Annotated in this window: 17 protein-coding genes; 4 read left to right on the forward strand and 13 right to left on the reverse strand. The window is 44.6% G+C overall.

Annotated features, from left to right (window positions below):
* Window positions 1-228: hypothetical protein (locus DC077_RS10975; RefSeq protein ID WP_204758305.1), on the forward strand; the 228-nt coding region annotated here is incomplete at its 5' end.
* A gap of 516 nt (window positions 229-744) precedes the next feature.
* On the opposite strand, the gene DC077_RS06700 is transcribed toward DC077_RS10975, so the two are convergent.
* The 7 genes from DC077_RS06700 to rsmH all read right to left on the reverse strand — a co-directional run bounded on the left by DC077_RS06700 (window position 745) and on the right by rsmH (window position 9,623).
* Window positions 745-1,725: a malate dehydrogenase gene (locus DC077_RS06700; protein ID WP_109201744.1), complete on the reverse strand. Its 981-nt coding sequence runs from the start codon at window positions 1,723-1,725 to the stop codon at window positions 745-747.
* Between the two features lie 273 nt (window positions 1,726-1,998).
* Entirely contained in the window at window positions 1,999-3,081 is a 1,083-nt protein-coding gene (gene mraY, locus DC077_RS06705) for a phospho-N-acetylmuramoyl-pentapeptide-transferase (protein WP_109201745.1), read from the reverse strand.
* Between the two features lie 197 nt (window positions 3,082-3,278).
* Window positions 3,279-4,640, reverse strand: a complete 1,362-nt coding sequence (locus tag DC077_RS06710; RefSeq protein WP_109201746.1) for a UDP-N-acetylmuramoyl-tripeptide--D-alanyl-D-alanine ligase — start codon at window positions 4,638-4,640, stop codon at window positions 3,279-3,281.
* 1 nt (window position 4,641) lies between these two features.
* Complete coding sequence (locus DC077_RS06715) at window positions 4,642-6,162, reverse strand: UDP-N-acetylmuramoyl-L-alanyl-D-glutamate--2,6-diaminopimelate ligase (RefSeq protein ID WP_109201747.1); 1,521 nt, start codon at window positions 6,160-6,162, stop codon at window positions 4,642-4,644.
* 88 nt (window positions 6,163-6,250) lie between these two features.
* Window positions 6,251-7,975: a peptidoglycan D,D-transpeptidase FtsI family protein gene (locus tag DC077_RS06720; RefSeq protein WP_109217906.1), complete on the reverse strand. Its 1,725-nt coding sequence runs from the start codon at window positions 7,973-7,975 to the stop codon at window positions 6,251-6,253.
* Between the two features lie 398 nt (window positions 7,976-8,373).
* A complete protein-coding gene (ftsL, locus tag DC077_RS06725; protein ID WP_109201749.1) occupies window positions 8,374-8,691 on the reverse strand; it encodes a cell division protein FtsL in 318 nt (105 codons plus the stop codon).
* Entirely contained in the window at window positions 8,688-9,623 is a 936-nt protein-coding gene (rsmH, locus tag DC077_RS06730; RefSeq protein WP_109201750.1) for a 16S rRNA (cytosine(1402)-N(4))-methyltransferase RsmH, read from the reverse strand. Before rsmH ends, ftsL begins: the two co-directional genes overlap by 4 nt.
* Before the next feature lie 507 nt (window positions 9,624-10,130).
* Here rsmH and DC077_RS10865 point away from each other — a divergent pair.
* Complete coding sequence (locus DC077_RS10865) at window positions 10,131-10,280, forward strand: hypothetical protein (RefSeq protein WP_157953505.1); 150 nt, start codon at window positions 10,131-10,133, stop codon at window positions 10,278-10,280.
* Window positions 10,281-10,322: 42 nt separating this feature from the next.
* Window positions 10,323-10,535, forward strand: coding sequence for a hypothetical protein (locus DC077_RS10660; protein ID WP_133243425.1), 213 nt, complete (start codon window positions 10,323-10,325; stop codon window positions 10,533-10,535).
* A 73-nt stretch (window positions 10,536-10,608) separates the two neighbouring features.
* On the opposite strand, the gene DC077_RS10665 is transcribed toward DC077_RS10660, so the two are convergent.
* The 3 genes from DC077_RS10665 to DC077_RS06740 form a co-directional block, all read right to left on the reverse strand.
* A complete protein-coding gene (locus tag DC077_RS10665) occupies window positions 10,609-11,043 on the reverse strand; it encodes a hypothetical protein (RefSeq protein WP_133243426.1) in 435 nt (144 codons plus the stop codon).
* 54 nt (window positions 11,044-11,097) lie between these two features.
* Window positions 11,098-11,508: a hypothetical protein gene (locus tag DC077_RS06735; protein WP_133243427.1), complete on the reverse strand. Its 411-nt coding sequence runs from the start codon at window positions 11,506-11,508 to the stop codon at window positions 11,098-11,100.
* Window positions 11,509-11,800: 292 nt separating this feature from the next.
* A complete protein-coding gene (locus DC077_RS06740) occupies window positions 11,801-12,283 on the reverse strand; it encodes a pilin (RefSeq protein WP_162297639.1) in 483 nt (160 codons plus the stop codon).
* Between the two features lie 423 nt (window positions 12,284-12,706).
* On the opposite strand from DC077_RS06740, the gene DC077_RS06745 reads away from it, so the two are divergent.
* On the forward strand, window positions 12,707-13,540 hold the full coding sequence (locus DC077_RS06745; protein ID WP_109201753.1) for a M48 family metallopeptidase: 834 nt from the start codon (window positions 12,707-12,709) through the stop codon (window positions 13,538-13,540).
* 102 nt (window positions 13,541-13,642) lie between these two features.
* On the opposite strand, the gene DC077_RS06750 is transcribed toward DC077_RS06745, so the two are convergent.
* Genes DC077_RS06750 through mltG form a run of 3 tightly spaced genes read right to left on the reverse strand, consistent with a single transcriptional unit; the run spans window position 13,643 to window position 16,403 of the window.
* Window positions 13,643-14,647 (reverse strand): DNA polymerase III subunit, encoded by a 1,005-nt coding sequence (locus DC077_RS06750; protein WP_109201754.1) that lies wholly within the window; start codon window positions 14,645-14,647, stop codon window positions 13,643-13,645.
* A gap of 17 nt (window positions 14,648-14,664) precedes the next feature.
* Window positions 14,665-15,324: a dTMP kinase gene (tmk, locus tag DC077_RS06755; RefSeq protein ID WP_109201901.1), complete on the reverse strand. Its 660-nt coding sequence runs from the start codon at window positions 15,322-15,324 to the stop codon at window positions 14,665-14,667.
* Window positions 15,325-15,344: 20 nt separating this feature from the next.
* Window positions 15,345-16,403 carry an endolytic transglycosylase MltG gene (gene mltG, locus DC077_RS06760; protein ID WP_239990296.1) on the reverse strand — a complete coding sequence of 353 codons (1,059 nt, stop codon included), beginning with the start codon at window positions 16,401-16,403 and terminating at the stop codon, window positions 15,345-15,347.
* Between the last annotated feature and the right edge of the window lie 101 nt (window positions 16,404-16,504).

Below are 16,504 nucleotides of genomic sequence, written 5' to 3' on the forward strand. Positions count from 1 at the left end.
GATGATATCGCTAAAGTAGCGATATTTGCCGGCATGCAAATTTTGGAGGGATGCAATGGTCATCTCCGGCAACTCATCAACCTATATTATTTCAAAAAAATAAGAAAGTTATTGGCGATAGAAGATCGCCAGCTGCCGGCGTGCGATTTATGGAAGTACGCAATAGTGAGGACCGGCAGCGTTCAGCTTTTTCTGTCTCATTTTTTTATCTCAAACAATGATTCCTAAGAAGGTTCATGGAGCCGCGGGAACCGACCATTTCGTTCTTTTCACCTCTGCATGCCCGCTGTTCGGCACTTTCAGCACCAGGATGATATCGCTAAAGTAACGATATTTGCCGGCATGCAAATTTTGGAGGGATGCAATGGTCATCTCCGGCAACTCATCAACCTATATTATTTCAAAAAAATAAGAAAGTTATTGGCGATAGAAGATCGCCAACTGCCGGCGTGCGATTTATGGAAGTACGCAATAGTGAGGACCGGCAGCCTTCAGCTTTTTCTGTCTCATTTTTTTATCTCAAACAATGATTCCTAAGAAGGCTCATGGAGCCGCGGGAGCCGGCTATTTCGTTCTTTTAGCCGGTGCATGCCCGTAAATTGGCATCTTTGATGCCGGCACTAAAACTACATATTACCTACGAAAATATCCATAAAAAAAGCTAATGTGATCTGATCGATCATCATTAGCTTATTTAATACTTGATATTTTAGGACGCCGCTATTAGCAACGTATCAACATTGATTAACCTAAAAGTGATTTAACTGCTTCTGCTTCTTCACGAAGTTCTTTCTCAGTTGCATCCATCTTCTCACGTGAGTAGTCAGAGATCTCAAGACCTTGAACGATCTCAAAATCACCATCTTTACAGATACATGGATATGAGTAGATGATTCCTTCTTCGATACCATATGAGCCATCAGCAGGTACTGCCATAGAGACCCAATCGCCCTCTTTCGTACCTAATGCCCATGAACGCATATGATCGATTGCAGATGATGCTGCAGATGCCGCTGAAGATGCGCCACGTGCTTTGATAATCGCTGCACCACGTTGTTGAACTTGTGGAATATACTCGTTTTCATACCAATCACGCTCAATTAACTCAAGCGCTGGCTTACCATTAACAGTTGTAAAGGTAAGATCAGGATATTGTGTTGAAGAGTGGTTGCCCCAGATTGTCATCTTTTTGATGTCATTGATGTGTGAACCTGTCTTCTCTGCAAGAAGGCTTAAACCACGGTTATGGTCTAAACGTGTCATTGCATGGAAATGACGTGGGTTAAGATCTGGTGCATTCTTCATTGCGATCAATGCGTTTGTATTTGCTGGGTTACCAACAACTAATACTTTAACATCACGGCTTGCGTGATCATTAAGCGCTTTACCTTGTGGACCAAAGATCGCACCGTTTGCTTCAAGAAGATCTTTACGCTCCATACCTGGACCACGTGGACGCGCACCAACGAGCATCGCATAGTCAGTATCTTTAAATGCAACGTTAAGATCATCTGTTGCGATGATATCTTGCACTAATGGGAACGCACAGTCATTGAGCTCCATCACAACACCTTTAAGCGCTTCTAACGCTGGGGTGATCTCTAGAAGCTGAAGGATAACAGGTTGATCTGGACCTAACATATCGCCTGCTGCGATACGGAATGCCATTGCATAACCGATATTACCTGCTGCACCTGTGATGGTTACTCTTACTGGTTTTTTCATATTTGCTTCTCCTCATAAATAGAATGCACTGTCATTAAAATCTTGTTAAAACAGATCTTGCTAAAATTGCTTAACAAGCGATCGTGCGCGAGTTCAAATCATTTTTCATATCTCTTCTCGACAATTGCACCATCTGTTGTTTCTGTTTTGTAGTGAATATGTAATTTTTTCTATTATACGCCATTCAATGGGAATGTCTTCTCTATTGTCCCCACTTTTATAAAAGTTTCCGCCCGACGCTCATCTTAAGCCGGCGATAACACCTTTGATCGATTAACGAAGTTTAATTGAGGCAAGCCCTACTAAAACTAAGATAAAGGTGAAGATCCAGAAACGGACAATAACGCGTGGCTCCGGCCACCCTTTTAACTCAAAGTGGTGATGAATCGGCGCCATTCTAAAGAGTCGCTTTTTACGCAACTTAAAGGAGGCAACCTGTAGGATCACAGAGAGTGTCTCCATCACAAAGAGCCCACTCATAATAAAGAAAACTAACTCTTGGCGCACAATTACAGCAATCACCCCTAATACGCCCCCTAAAGAGAGCGCACCAACATCCCCCATAAAGACCTGTGCAGGATAGGTGTTAAACCATAAGAAGCCTAATCCCGCGCCAACAATAGCGGCACAGATAATTAGCATCTCCCCTGCTCCTTCCACATAAGGAAGTGAGAGATAATCAGCAAAGACCATATTACCGGCAATATAAGCAAAGATCGCCAATGCCCCGCCGACCATAATAGTAGGCATAATCGCTAAGCCATCTAAACCATCGGTCATATTGACTGCATTACTCGCACCGACAATAACAAGATAGGTAAAAGGGATAAAGAGAATCCCTAAGGGGATCGCTAAATCTTTAAAGTAGGGGATTAAAAGATCGGTATCTGAAGGTACTTCTGCCGTAAAGTAGAGCGCACATGAGGCGAGTAACCCTGCGGCACTGAGATAGAGATACTTCTCTTTTGCCCGTAATCCTAAGGATTGCTTCTTCACCACCTTGCGATAATCATCAAGAAATCCCACAGCGCCAAAGCTTAGGAGAACAAAGAGCACTACCCAAACATCAAAGTTAGAGAGATCGGCCCATAAGAGAGTGGAGATAAAGATCCCAAAGATAATGAGAACGCCCCCCATGGTTGGCGTTCCCTGCTTAGAGAGATGACTTTCCGGCCCATCATTTCTAACAAATTGACCAATCTGCTGCTTCTGCAGATAGCGGATAAAGCTTGGACCAAAGCCAATACTCAAGACTAGCGCTGTTAAGGCCGACATAATTCCGCGCATCGTAATGTATTGAAAGACGCGGAGCGGCGACCAATATTCCGCTAGAAAAGAGAGAAGCGCATACAACATAGTGGAGAATCCTTTAAACGAATAATGCTAATGAGTAATGTGTAATGTGTAATGTGTAATTTAATGAGTAATAACTTAGTAATGGTTTAATAAGAGTTTGGTAATGATTTTTAATCATCATCGAGCCATAATCTAGTGATCAACTGATCGAGTCATGACTCGGCAATCAATTAAGGAATTAAAGGGCTGAGGGAGGCTTATTCATCATCCCGATACTCTCGCTCCCGCAATAGTGCCTCATAGAAATATTGCATATTCATGCTATTAGAGCCTTTAAGGAGAATCGTTAAGAGTGTTGAATCATCATAGCCATCAATCGCCGCCCTCAATTCCTCAAGCAGTGATTGATGATCCTCAAAACTGATGGCACCGGCACCAAATCCGGTAACGCTAGCTTTTGTCAATTCACCTAACGCAAACAGCTTAGAGAAACCGGCCTCTTTCGCATAGAGACCACACTCTTGATGAATGGCGATCTCCTCTTTGCCAAGCTCCCGCATATCCCCTAAAACTAACCAGCGAACGCCGGCATTACAGGCATCAATTCCTGCTTTTAAGGAGTTAGGATTTGCATTGTAGGCATCGTTGACTAGTTGCACATTCTCTTTGAGCTTCACAACTTGTAATCGCCCTTGAACAGCTTCTAAGCGCTCAAGCCCTTTCTGAATCGTGGTGATCGACTCGCCGGCGGCAACTGCAGCGGCAGAGGCGGCTAAGGCATTGAGAATATTGTGGCGCCCTAACAATTTTAATTCGATCTTGCGTCGCTCTTTTAAGGGTTTTAGCTCTAACTCAAAAGATCGTCCTTCAATCTGATGCGCCATCACATCGGAGGCAGATTTAATCCCGAAGGTCAGGTGTTTAAAGTCGGCAACATCTTTAAGCCACTTCTTCGCAAAGGCATCATCGGCATTGATAATGGCTGTTCCCGTTTTTGCCAATCCTAAAAAGATCTCCGCTTTTGCCTCAGCGACCCCTTCAAGAGAACCAAATCCCTCTAGATGGCAGGCGCCGGCATTATTGAGAATAGCGATATCGGGTTGAACAATTTTGGTTAAATACTCAATTTCATGAGGATGATTCGCCCCCATCTCAATTACCGCATGGGTATGATGCTTATTGAGTCGTAAGAGCATCAAAGGGCAACCGACATGATTGTTGTAGTTGCTCTCTGTGGCTAAAACTTCATGTTCTTGTGAGAGAATGGAGGTGATCATCTCCTTTAAGGTAGTTTTACCATTCGATCCAGTCAGTGCGATCATGGTTCCTTTCCACTCTTTACGCCACGCTTTCGCAATTTTACCTAGCGCTTTTTGGCTATCTTTAACCACAATCTGTGCAATTTGAGCCGAAGGAACAAAGCGCTCAACAACGGCGCCGATCGCCCCTTTGAGCTCAGCACTCTCAAGATAATCGTGCGCATCGAAGCGATCCCCTTTCCATGCAAAAAAGAGCTCGCCCGGCTTTAGTTTACGCGTATCACTTGCGCCACCAAAGAAGTAGGCATCTTGCCCAATCAGCTCACCATTCATAATTTTGGCCGCATCTGATAGCTTCATACTATAACTCCTCGTTATTCTTCTCTACTTCAGCAAAGTCGGAGAAATAGATCTCTCTATCTCCTAAAATTTGGTAATCTTCATGCCCTTTTCCGGCAATCAGGATAATATCGCCCGGCGCACTGGTGCGAATTGCCATCGCAATGGCTGCTGCACGATCAGCTTCAATAGTAATATGGGTGCCTTCAGGATCTTTTAATCCCGCTTTGATCTCCTCAATAATCGCCATCGGCTCTTCAAATCGAGGATTATCGCTTGTGATAATCACCTTATCGGCATGCGCTTCTGCAATCTCCGCCATCAATGGACGCTTCCCTTTATCACGATTGCCACCACAGCCAAAGAGTACGGTAAGCGCGCCTTCATCGAGATGATCTCTTAAAGAGAGAAGCGCCTGCTTTAACGCATTAGGCTTATGAGCATAATCGACCACCGCTACCGCTCCATTTTTAAGATGGAGCATCTCCATGCGCCCTTTAACATGGGGAATATGGGAGATAATCTCCACAATCCACTCGATGCGTAGGCGGAATGAGAGTAAAACAGCGATCGCTGCTGCTAAGTTATAGGCATTAAATGCGCCATAGAGCGGACTTTTAATCGGGTAAGCCGCGCCCTCAAAGTTGAGCGTAAAGCGCAGCCCTTCCGCATGAAGCTCTAGATTCTCAATATGGAGGTAGCGAGGATCATCAACAGGTTTCGTCCCAAAAGGGAAGAGTCGCACCTCAGGACGTTCCTGCTTTAAGCGCTGATAGAGTGTCGCTCCAAAGGGATCATCGAGATTGATAACACTATTTTTTTGAGGATACTCTAAAAAGAGGCGAGCCTTTGCAGCACCATAAGCCTCTAATGTGCCGTGATAATCGAGGTGATCACGATTGAGATTGGTAAAGACAGTGGTCTCAAAAGTTAATCCCTCTACCCGCTTCTGATCGAGCGCATGTGAGGTAACCTCAAGCGCGATCGGCAAGCGACCATCGATCAAGACACGAACATTATCATTCTGATCGATCTCTGCGAGAGATTGATAGAGCGCTAAAAGGTCGGGCGTTGTATGGGTATTCTCCTTTAAATTATGGAGAAAGCCGATGCCATTTGTTCCGATTAAACCACAATCGATATTGAGTGCTTCAAACGCTTTCACAATAAATTGGGTCACTGATGTTTTTCCCTCAGTGCCGGTCACACCGATTAGTGCAAGCCGTGCTTGTAACTCTTCGTAGTAGCGAAAGGTGAGAAGACGCATCAATTGATCGACCGATGCCACTTTAAAGGCGGGAATCGTTGTGGGATGAGGGATCGTTCCGTGAGGATCTTCATAAAAAATCGCAGCAACACCGATCGTTTCAAGTGCCGGGAGATAATCGAGGCCGTGACTGCTCTCCCCCTGCTTTGCAAAAAAGAGATCACCCTCTGCGGCATAACGGCTATCCGATGCCAAACCAGCAATCTCAAGGATTAAGAACTCGGCAGGAATATCACCGATGATGTTGGTTCCTTCTAAAAGTGTTGCTAATTTCATCCATCACTCCTCTGCTTAAAATTCACTGCTACTTCACTACTACTTCACTATTATGCAACTACTAAGATCGCTCTTTTCGCCCCTCGCCCTACTTCGCAATGAGCTTAATATTGGGCTCATCGAGCAATGCATCGGGCTTGGTTCCCATAATTCTTAAGGTGCTGCGCATCACATCACTAAAGATGGGCGCCACTACTAAACCACCGTAATAACCATCTTTTCGAGGCTCATCAATCATCACTGCCACAACATATTGAGGATCGGAGATCGGTGCGACACCCACAAAGAAGCTACGATGGTGCGTACTACTATATTTACCATTGACGATTTTACGAATCGTTCCCGATTTTCCACCTACTCTAAAGTTAGGTACACGCGCACGCCAACCGCCGGCTCCTTTCGATTTATCTGTTGCGGCTTCCAACATTAAGAGAACCTCGCCTGTAACGCGAGGGCTAAAGACCTCAACCGTTTCAGGATAGTAATCATTCTTCACAATACGAAGGGGTCGATATTGCCCCTCATTACCGAAGACGGTATACATCTGCGCTAATTTTAAGGTATTGACACTGATGCCATAACCATATGCTTTTGTGGCATATTCAAAGGGATCGACTTGCCAACGACGAAGGGGACCGAGTCGCCCCGCCTCTTCACCGGTTAAGCGTAATTGGCTCTTCTGGCCGATCCCGATTTTGTCATAGATATTGTAGAGAATAGAGGGTTCTAAGGTCTCTGCAATCCGCACAACACCGATATTACTCGACTTCATCAAAACAGTAGTAACATCCATCGTGTCAGAGGAGGAGACGTCACGAATCACATTTTTCCCGATTCGATAACCCCCACGTCCCGTCTTTACAATTGAGTTTGGACGCCACTTTCCTGATTCTAATCCTGCAGCAACAACAAAGGGTTTAATTGTTGAGCCAGGTTCAAAGATATCGGTAATAACACGATTTTTCAGAAGTTCAGCACGGCGCTCATCTAGACGATTTGGATTTCCCGCAGGTTGATTCACCATCGCGAGGATATCGCCTGTTCGCATATCGGCAACAATGACCGCACCGGCAACCGCTTCATGCTTAATCATTCCTGTTTTCAAGGCGCGATAGGCAGAGATCTGAATACGGCGATCGATGGTTAATGTTAGATCTTTACTCTCACGGAAATTATCCATATCGATAATCTCTTCCCGCTCAATCACTCGACCTTTCGCATCTTTTAAGATTCGTGTCGTCGTATCATCCCCTTTCAGCCAATCTTGATAGGAGAGCTCTAAGCCTTCGATCCCATCATCATCAATATTGGTAAACCCTAAAAGGTGAGAGGTGATCTCCGCATCGGGATAGTAGCGTTTATACTCCACCTGATCGTAGACCCCGGGGATTTTAAGATCCATTAAGACTTGTGCTTCATGGGGAGGAAGTTGACGCTTTAGCCAGTAGAATCGTGACTTTTGACGTGAGAGGATGAGCTGTTTAATCTCCTCTTCGGAGCGCCCTAAAAAGTAGGCCAGCTTAGGAATTTCATGGAGGTTTTGACTTAAGATACTCGGATCGATCCAGATGGAGCGAACCTCAGTTGAGAGCGCAATCGGCTCTCCATTTCGATCATAGATGGTGCCACGAACAGCGGGATTCTTTACATGGCGAACAAAACGATTATCCCCCTGCTCGAGGAGAAAATCGGTCATATAGTATTGGAGGTAGAGGGCTCTAGCAACAACGGCAAACGCTATCAGCGTGAAAATCCCTAAAACTAATATTTTCCGCCAATTACGCTTCCCTAGCGATTTCAATGCGCGCTTCATTCGTTTCTCTTACTCGCTTTTATGCACTATTTTAATTTTAGTTTTAACTATCAGTATTGATTCTAAGTATTGATTTGAGATTTCAAGTTTTAATTCGAGATTTCGATGCTCATCGAAACTACTATTTTCAGACTCATTTGCATCTCTTTCGAAATCTTTTTAACGCTTCAACACTTTTAAATCTTCTAGACCTTCTAGGTCTTCTAAGATTTTCTAAGATCTTCTAAATCTTAATAAATCTTTTAGCTCTCATTTTAAAATGAGTCTTAATATGGGCTTGAATATAAAAATCATGGAATAATAAAAGCCATGAAAATCATAAAAATGACACAATAATAAAAAAGAAAATAGGAAGACCGGCACCTAAAGCACCGGTAACTTCCTTCATTTTATTGCTCTTACTGTGCATTAACCTTAGGATCAAGGCCAACATATTTCACATCAGTATTGGTCTCAATAACATAGACAATAGCACTCTCATCAGGGACGACCATCTTCAATTGCTCTCTTGTTTCACTATCGAGAAGCGCCTCTGTAATCAACATGCTCTCTTCTAACTGCAAGCGACCATACTCTTCACGCAGAGCGATATTTTCACGTTCGATCTTATCGATCTCATTCCACAGCTTATAGCTCTGTTGGATTGTCACTGAACGATGAATCCCCAATGCAACAATTCCAAACATTACTGCAATAATTAACTTATCTACTCTCATAGAACCCTCTCCGCAACCCGTAGGATTGCACTTCTAGAACGCACATTTGCCCGGCACTCTTCATCGCTTGCTTTAATTGGTTTCCCAATCACTTTTAGCGCCGGTTTACCTGTACTTATTAAGATTGGAAGATCTGGGTAGAGATCCTTCACTCTCGATTGATCCCGCATAAAGTGTTTTACAATTCGATCCTCAAGGGAGTGGAAGCTAATCACCGCTAATCTCCCCTCATGACCTAATATCTCCACTGACTGGGCTAATGCAGCTTCTAACTGCTCAAGCTCACCGTTAACAGCAATACGGATTGCTTGAAAAACTCGCGTTGCCGGATGAATCCGCCCCTCTTTAAAGGGCATCGCATCACTGACAATATTAGCGAGCTGTAATGTTGTTGTGATGGGCGTCTCTGCTCGCTCTCGCTCAATTGCGCGGGCGATTCGATGAGAGAAACGCTCTTCACCATACTTTTTAAAAACTTCGGTCATCTCTTCGACGCTGCTCTCTGCGACCCAAACTTCAGCGCTCAATGGCGACGCTTGGTCCATGCGCATATCTAACGGGCCCTCTTTCATAAAGCTAAAACCTCGTTCAGCTTCATCAAGTTGTGGCGAAGAGACACCAATATCCATTAAGATGCCATCGACCGCTGAGATCCCGATCGATCTTATCAAGGCTGCAATGCTCCCCATCTCGCCTCGCAAGAAGCGGAAATTTTCATATTGCGAGAAATGCTCTTTCGCATAGGCTTCTGCCGTTAAATCGCGATCGATACCGATTAACAACCCTTCATGACTCAGATATTTTAAGATCTCACGAGAATGTCCGCCGCGCCCAAAAGTAGCGTCAACGTAGATTCCATTGGGCTTAATATTGAGTGCAGTGATCGACTCTTCTAAAAGAACCGAAATGTGTTTATCTGTTGGGCTGCTCACGATGATCCTTATATCTCTATTATTAGAGCAAATATTACACTTTCTATAAAATATTTTCCACTTTTCGCCACTTTTCTCCACTATTTTGTTTTTATGTCAATATTTGTCGATCTTAATCTTCTCTTTTCCAAATAAAATAGCGCTCTCCACGCAACTTAAGTTCATCTAAAAATAGATATGATTTTGATAATAAAATGCCGGCGATTTGGAATTAATTATTTTCTATCGGCACGAGATTTATGGAAGCACGCGATAGTGAGGACCGGCATCTCATCAGCCCTTTTCTATCAACATCTTTCAACCAGTCATTCTTAAGAAAAGCTGTGGAGCGGCGGGAACCGACTATTGCAATCTTTTCACTACTGCATGCCCGCCCTTTGGCATCTTCAATGCCTACTGCCGGCGCGAAATTTGTTGGAAATACGCGATAGTGAGGACCGGCAGCGTTCAGCTTATTTTGGAATGAATGATTCTTAAGAGGATTTGTTGAGCGGCGGGAGCTGACTATTGCAATCTTTTCACTACTGCATGCCCGCCGGTTGGCGCTTTCAGCGCCAGGATTATATTACTAAAGGAGCACCATTTGCCGGCATGAGATTTGTGGAAGCACGCGATAGTGAGGGCCGGCAACTCAACAGCTTTGACAAGAATGAATAATGTTGTCAGCGATTGAGATTGCCTACTGCCGGCACGAGATGTGTGGAAGCACGCGATAGTGAGGACCGGCAGCGTTCAGCTTATGTTGTTCCAATATTATCTATCGTTAAAGTAGCGATATTTGCCGGCGCAAGATTGATAGAAATATGCGATGGTAAGATCCGACAAATCATTAGCTTTTATAAAGATAAGATCTATTCCGGCAATCGAATGATTGCCTACTGCCGGCGCGAGATTTGTGGAAATACGCGATAGTGAGGACCGGCAGCGTTCAGCTTATTTTTGGATGAATGATTCTTAAGAGGATTTGTTGAGCGGCGGGAGCTGACTATTGCAATCTTTTCACTACTGCATGCCCGCCGGTTGGCGCTTTCAGCGCCAGGATTATATTACTAAAGGAGCACCATTTGCCGGCATGAGATTTGTGGAAGCACGCGATAGTGAGGACCGGCAACTCAACAGCTTTGATAAGAATGAATAATGTTGTCGGCGATTGAGATTGCCTACTGCCGGCGCAAGATTGATAGAAATATGCGATTGTAAGATCCGACAATTCATCAGCTTTTATAAAGATAAGATCTATTCCGGCAATCGAATGATTGCCTACTGCCGGCGCGAAATTTGTTGGAAATACGCGATAGTGAGGACCGGCAACGTTCAGCTTATTTTTGGATGAATGATTCTTAAGAGGATTTGTTGAGCGGCGGGAGCTGACTATTGCAATCTTTTCACTACTGCATGCCCGCCATTTGGCACTTTTCAATGCCGAGAGTGATTGCTAAGAGAGCAATCCTTGCCGGCATCAATGATGCCGAATCTATCGACGACATTGTAGCGGCGTGATCGGCATCGGTAGATCGCCACCTCGGCACTCCACATTCCCTCGCGTTAAGTGATCAAGGGAGATGAAAGAGAGTTGCAATGTTCTTGTGGGAAGATCAATCAATTTTGGAGAAAAGGTTACTTCAAGGTAATTACCTGGGTAGATAATAATATCGGTAATATCGGGAGCACGCGTTGCCAAAAAGGCACTTGATACCGCAAGAGGACCACTCATCTGCTCTATCGTTAAACTTAAAGCAACCTCCGATATTAAACTCTTCGCCTCTTCTAATGCCTGATCAATACGACGTCGCTCCATAATATCACGCGCAATAATCGCCACTAAAGCTAAAACGATCAGCCCTAAAATGAGGGTAATCATCCATTCCGGTTTTACTCTACGCAATAGTAATCTCTTCACAATTAACGGCTCTGTTATCAATAATTTTAAGGAGAATAAAAGAGATAACCGATCAAAAACATTATTTCGATCGGTTGCCAATTCACTTCCCTACCAACTTGAATCTTCTGCATCACCACCACTTTGCTATTTTAGCGCATGATATTTTAGCGCATGAATATAGATCTTATCTGAAGCTTGATAATGAAGACCCGCTGATAGGGTTATTTGAGAGAAATTATATCACACCCCTAAAACAAAACCTCACTGAAGATCACGCTCTTTAGGGAAGATACCATTAAGGAAGACACTCTTTAGGGAGATGATCTTCCGCAATATTCTCACCGGAGCAGCGCCAGCGGATCGTCCCTCCGGGAGCTTCTGCTCTTAAAATCAATCTTGCCGGCCCACCTTCTGCCCCCACTTCATCATTATAGGTGATGGTGATCTCATTGCCTTCAAGCGCGATTGACTCCACACTATTGCCACGATAATCGCTCGCCTTATCAAGCCCTAAAGCTTGATGTGCATTCTCCCGTGGCCAATCACCATTGAGCGCATAGTAGAGTTCTGCTTCTAGTTGAATACCTTTTGCTAAAGTTAAACCCTCAGTAATCTTTGCTCGTTGAAGATAGTTACTATAGAGGGGAATAGCGATCATGCTGATCGTAGCAATTAGCGCTAAAACAATGAGAAGCTCCATCAATGTAAAACCGCTCTCTTGTACAAAAGCATGCTCTCGCCGGCGTAACATCATATTGCGAACTCTTGAGTTTTGCATACTTGAGTCTCGAATACTTAGGCCACTTTTGATGCCTCTTGATACCACTGCAGCCTCAATAGCATCTACGTATAATCTCTCTCTGAAAAACTTGATCATCGATCTCATACATCCTCCTACTATTTTCTGCCGTTTTTCAATAAGATCGCCCCTAAAAGTAGTACAATGGAATCTTTTAAGGTGAAAAGGAAATAGTACGTATCTCCCCACCTCAAAAAAAACTTTAGTACCAAATGATCGAGCAACTGAATGAGAAGTCTTACAAATCGCTACCCATATAAACGGTAAATCTAAGCGGTAAGTCCGAATAATACGAACAATAGGGATAAGGCGGACAATACGAATAAGACGGATAAGACAGATAAGACGAATAAGTGCAAATTGCTAAGAATAGAGAATAAGAATGATAGGAGAGTAGAGCCGATGAGTATCAAGAAGATCTATCAAAGAGTGCAGATGGGAATTACAGGTAAAAAGGGATTACTCCCCATTGTTGCGGCAACCCTGATTTTAAGCGCCTGTGCTAGTAGCACTCAAGCAGGATTGACCGGCGTTACACGATCACAACTACAAATCATTCCTGCGGCAGAACTGAATGCTCAATCGAAGCAGGCATATCAAGGGATGATTCTTGAAGCGAAAAAAGAGGGAGCGATCGATCATAACTCCCGCACAGCACAGCGAGTCAAGCGTGTCTTTAAACGGTTAGTACCTCATACTCAAAATTTCCGCCCCGATAGCGATCAATTTGAGTGGGAGATCAATGTGATTCGTAGCAATGAGCTCAATGCTTTTGCAATGCCGGGTGGGAAAATGGCGGTCTATAGCGGTATTGTGGAGAAACTCAACCTCTCCGATGATGAGATCGCTGCAATTGTCGGTCATGAGATGGCGCATGTCTTAAGAGAACATAGCCGAGAAAAAGCATCACAAGCGTTAGTGAAGAGTTCTGGTATCTCTATTGTCGCCTCTGTCTTAGGCGTGGGGGATATTGGCAATGAGTTGATGCAGCAGGCAGGCGATGTTGCTTTTTCCCTCCCCTTCTCACGAACCATGGAGAGTGAAGCTGATATCTTAGGATTGGAGTTGATGGCACTTGCCGGCTACGACCCTAATGCCGCCGTCACACTATGGCAGAAGATGTTAAATGCCTCCGGCAGTAGCGGTAGCTCAATTCTCTCTACCCACCCTTCAGGCCCTGAACGAATCACAAACCTTCAATCCCAAATCCCTAAAGTAGCCCATCTTGCTCGATAGTATAATTCGATAACATTATTCGATACCGTTACTCAATAACGTTACTCGATAACGTTACTTAAGAATCAGGATTAGAGAACATCACTAAGGAAGCTAAGGGAACTAAGGGAAAAAAGAGAGGAACCATGCTTCAAGCGCCCAATCGGTTCGAGTCTGCTCCTCTCGAAGACGACTCATCTCCACAAGCGCCTCATATTGCTGTAAGCGCAACTGTGGGGAGAGTCGCGAAAGGTAGAGAAAGAGCGCGGCTAACGTTGGAAATCGCTCCCCAATTGTGGGATCAAAAGAGCTCCGAAGAAGGAAGAAGAGAAAAGCAAAAGTGAGCCCCTCAACTTCTAACAATAGCGTCATCTCACGACTCGGGAGCGTCTCTCCTAAAAGGAGGCGCTCAATACTCGCCTGTAGCGCCGGCAATTTTTCAACATCGCCCTTCTTAAGATATGAAAGCGCTAAGAAAGGTGCATCAAAAGTGATAGCAAGAAGAAGCCGTAACTGCTCCTCATTGAGGCGATATTCCCCTTCAATCTGCGTTTGAAGATAGCGAAGAGCATCCGGCTCTGATGGTGAGGCGACAAAGTAGAATTGTGAACGACTGCGAACCGTAATCGGCAACTTCTCCGGCTCGCTACTCTCTAAGAGAAAGAGAAGATCTAATGGAGGCTCCTCAAGAACTTTCAAAAGACTATTTGCCGCATTGAGATTCATTCGATCTGCCTGCTTGATGACGACAATTTTACGCCCCGTTTCGGCGGTTAATTGGGCAAAGTGGTGAATTTTCCGAATATCATCCACCTTAATCTCACTCTCGCCTGCGATGATATAGAGATCGGGGTGAAAATCTGAGTGCAACCACCGGCAACTCTGACACACTCCACAGGCATGATTCTGCTGCGGCTGTTGACAGAGTAATCGCGCAACAAGCGCATCAATTAAGTAACGTTTGCCAACGCCAGCCTTCCCATAAAGTAGTAGCGCATGGGGAGGATAGGGGCTCTCAAGACGATTCATCAGATCGGCATAACCTGCCTGCAACCAAGGAATCTCTCTAAAGAGAATCGGCCGTTCAATCTTCTCCTGCCCCGCTTCTTGCTGCTTATCTCTCATCATTGCTCTCCCTTCTCTTCTCAACAACTTCTCTGCTGATAGGCCGGTAGACTCTCGATTTTTCTTAAGATCTCTGAAGTCACCTGATCAATCGATTGCATAGCATCAATGATATAAAATTGTTCTGGGCGCATTTTCGCAAGCGCCGCAAAACCAGCTGCGACCTGCTCAAAAAATTGGATATTCTCCGCCTCAAATCGATCCTTCTTACCGCGAGATTGAACACGCTTCATCCCCTCTACCACCGGTAAATTGAACCAAAAAGTACAATCGGGGCGAAGATCCCCTTGAACAAGCGTCTCTAAGGTTTCAATATCGTCAAGCGGTAGCCCTCGCGCATAACCTTGATATGCATAGCTCGATTCTGTAAAACGATCACAGAGCACCCATTTTCCTGCGACTAATGCCGGGAGGATCACCTTTTGAAGATGCTCTGCTCTTGCGGCAAACATCAAGAGAAGTTCTGTCATCTGCGACATCTCTTTTGTTAGGAGCAATTCCCTAACAGATTCCCCTAAAGCGGTACCGCCAGGTTCTCGCGTGGTGACTACCTCAATTCCATGCGCCTCTAAAAAGTGTTGCACATAGGCGATCTGAGTACTCTTTCCCGCCCCTTCTGTTCCTTCAAAGGTAATAAAAGAACCCCGAATGGGGTTCTGACTCTGCGGAGTATTCTCCATAGATAATCTCGCTTGCTTTATCACTGCTGCTTTCCTCTGACTCGATCTCGATACTGCTTCACGGCTCGATTATGTTGCTCTAATGTCTCTGAGAAGAGATGCTCCCCGGAACCATCTCCTTTAGCAACAAAGTAGAGTGTCTTTCCCGGTTTAGGATTAGCTGCAGCATAGATCGCCTCTCGACTCGGCATTGCGATCGGTGTTGGGGGCAGACCATCGCGGGTATAGGTGTTATAAGGCGTATCTTTCTGCAGATCGCTCTTATAGATCACGCCACGATAACGATCTCCTAAGCCATAGATCACGGTAGGGTCGGTCTGTAGACGCATCCCCTTTTGCAAGCGACGCACAAAGACGCCGGCAATCTCTGGCCGTTCACTAGCAACGCCGGTCTCCTTCTCCACAATAGAGGCAAGCGTTAAGAGCTCCCCTTTATTCTTAATCGGTAGATTAGGCTGACGCGTCGCCCACGCTTGATCCACCACTTCATTCATCGCGGTGTAACTTCGCTTAAGGAGTTCAGCATCGCTATAATTTTTAGGAAAGAGATAGGTATCGGGGAGGAAATAGCCTTCATAGGGCCTGCCTTCTAAACCGATCGCCGCCATCACCTCCTCATTACTTAAACCCTTTAAGGTCTGATTGAGATGGGGGGATTTCTCCAATGCTTGCCGCAACTGAGAAAAATTCCATCCCTCAATAATGGTAAAGTTATATTGCAACACCCGACCACTGGTAATGATGGAGAGCAGCTCTAAAGGATACATCTCCGGCAAGAGCGCATACTCCCCTACCTTTAACTTACTTGCATCACCAGTAAAACGGGCATACCACTTAAAGTAGAGCGCATTGCGAATAATATTTTTACTACGCAATATCCCGACGACATCATCGATCGTCATCCCCGGTTTAATCTCCAATACAATTCCATCTTCCGGCAAATTGACCGGCGTTTGGAGAAAGTCCTCCAGATCTTTAGAGACCACGAAGAATCCTCCTAATAGAATAATTAAGAAGATAATAACGCTTACTTTCGATAGAAGATAACGAAAAAAGGTCTGAATAACTCTACCTAACAATCTCAAAAGAAACCTCTTTACTTAAGCTATTTGGTCTATTAGTTCGATCAATCGACTAATGATTAATCATTAACCACTAATTACTAATCGCTAATCAAGAC

The sequence above is a fragment of the Ignatzschineria cameli genome (genome assembly GCF_003121895.1).
Taxonomy (GTDB): domain Bacteria; phylum Pseudomonadota; class Gammaproteobacteria; order Cardiobacteriales; family Wohlfahrtiimonadaceae; genus Ignatzschineria; species Ignatzschineria cameli.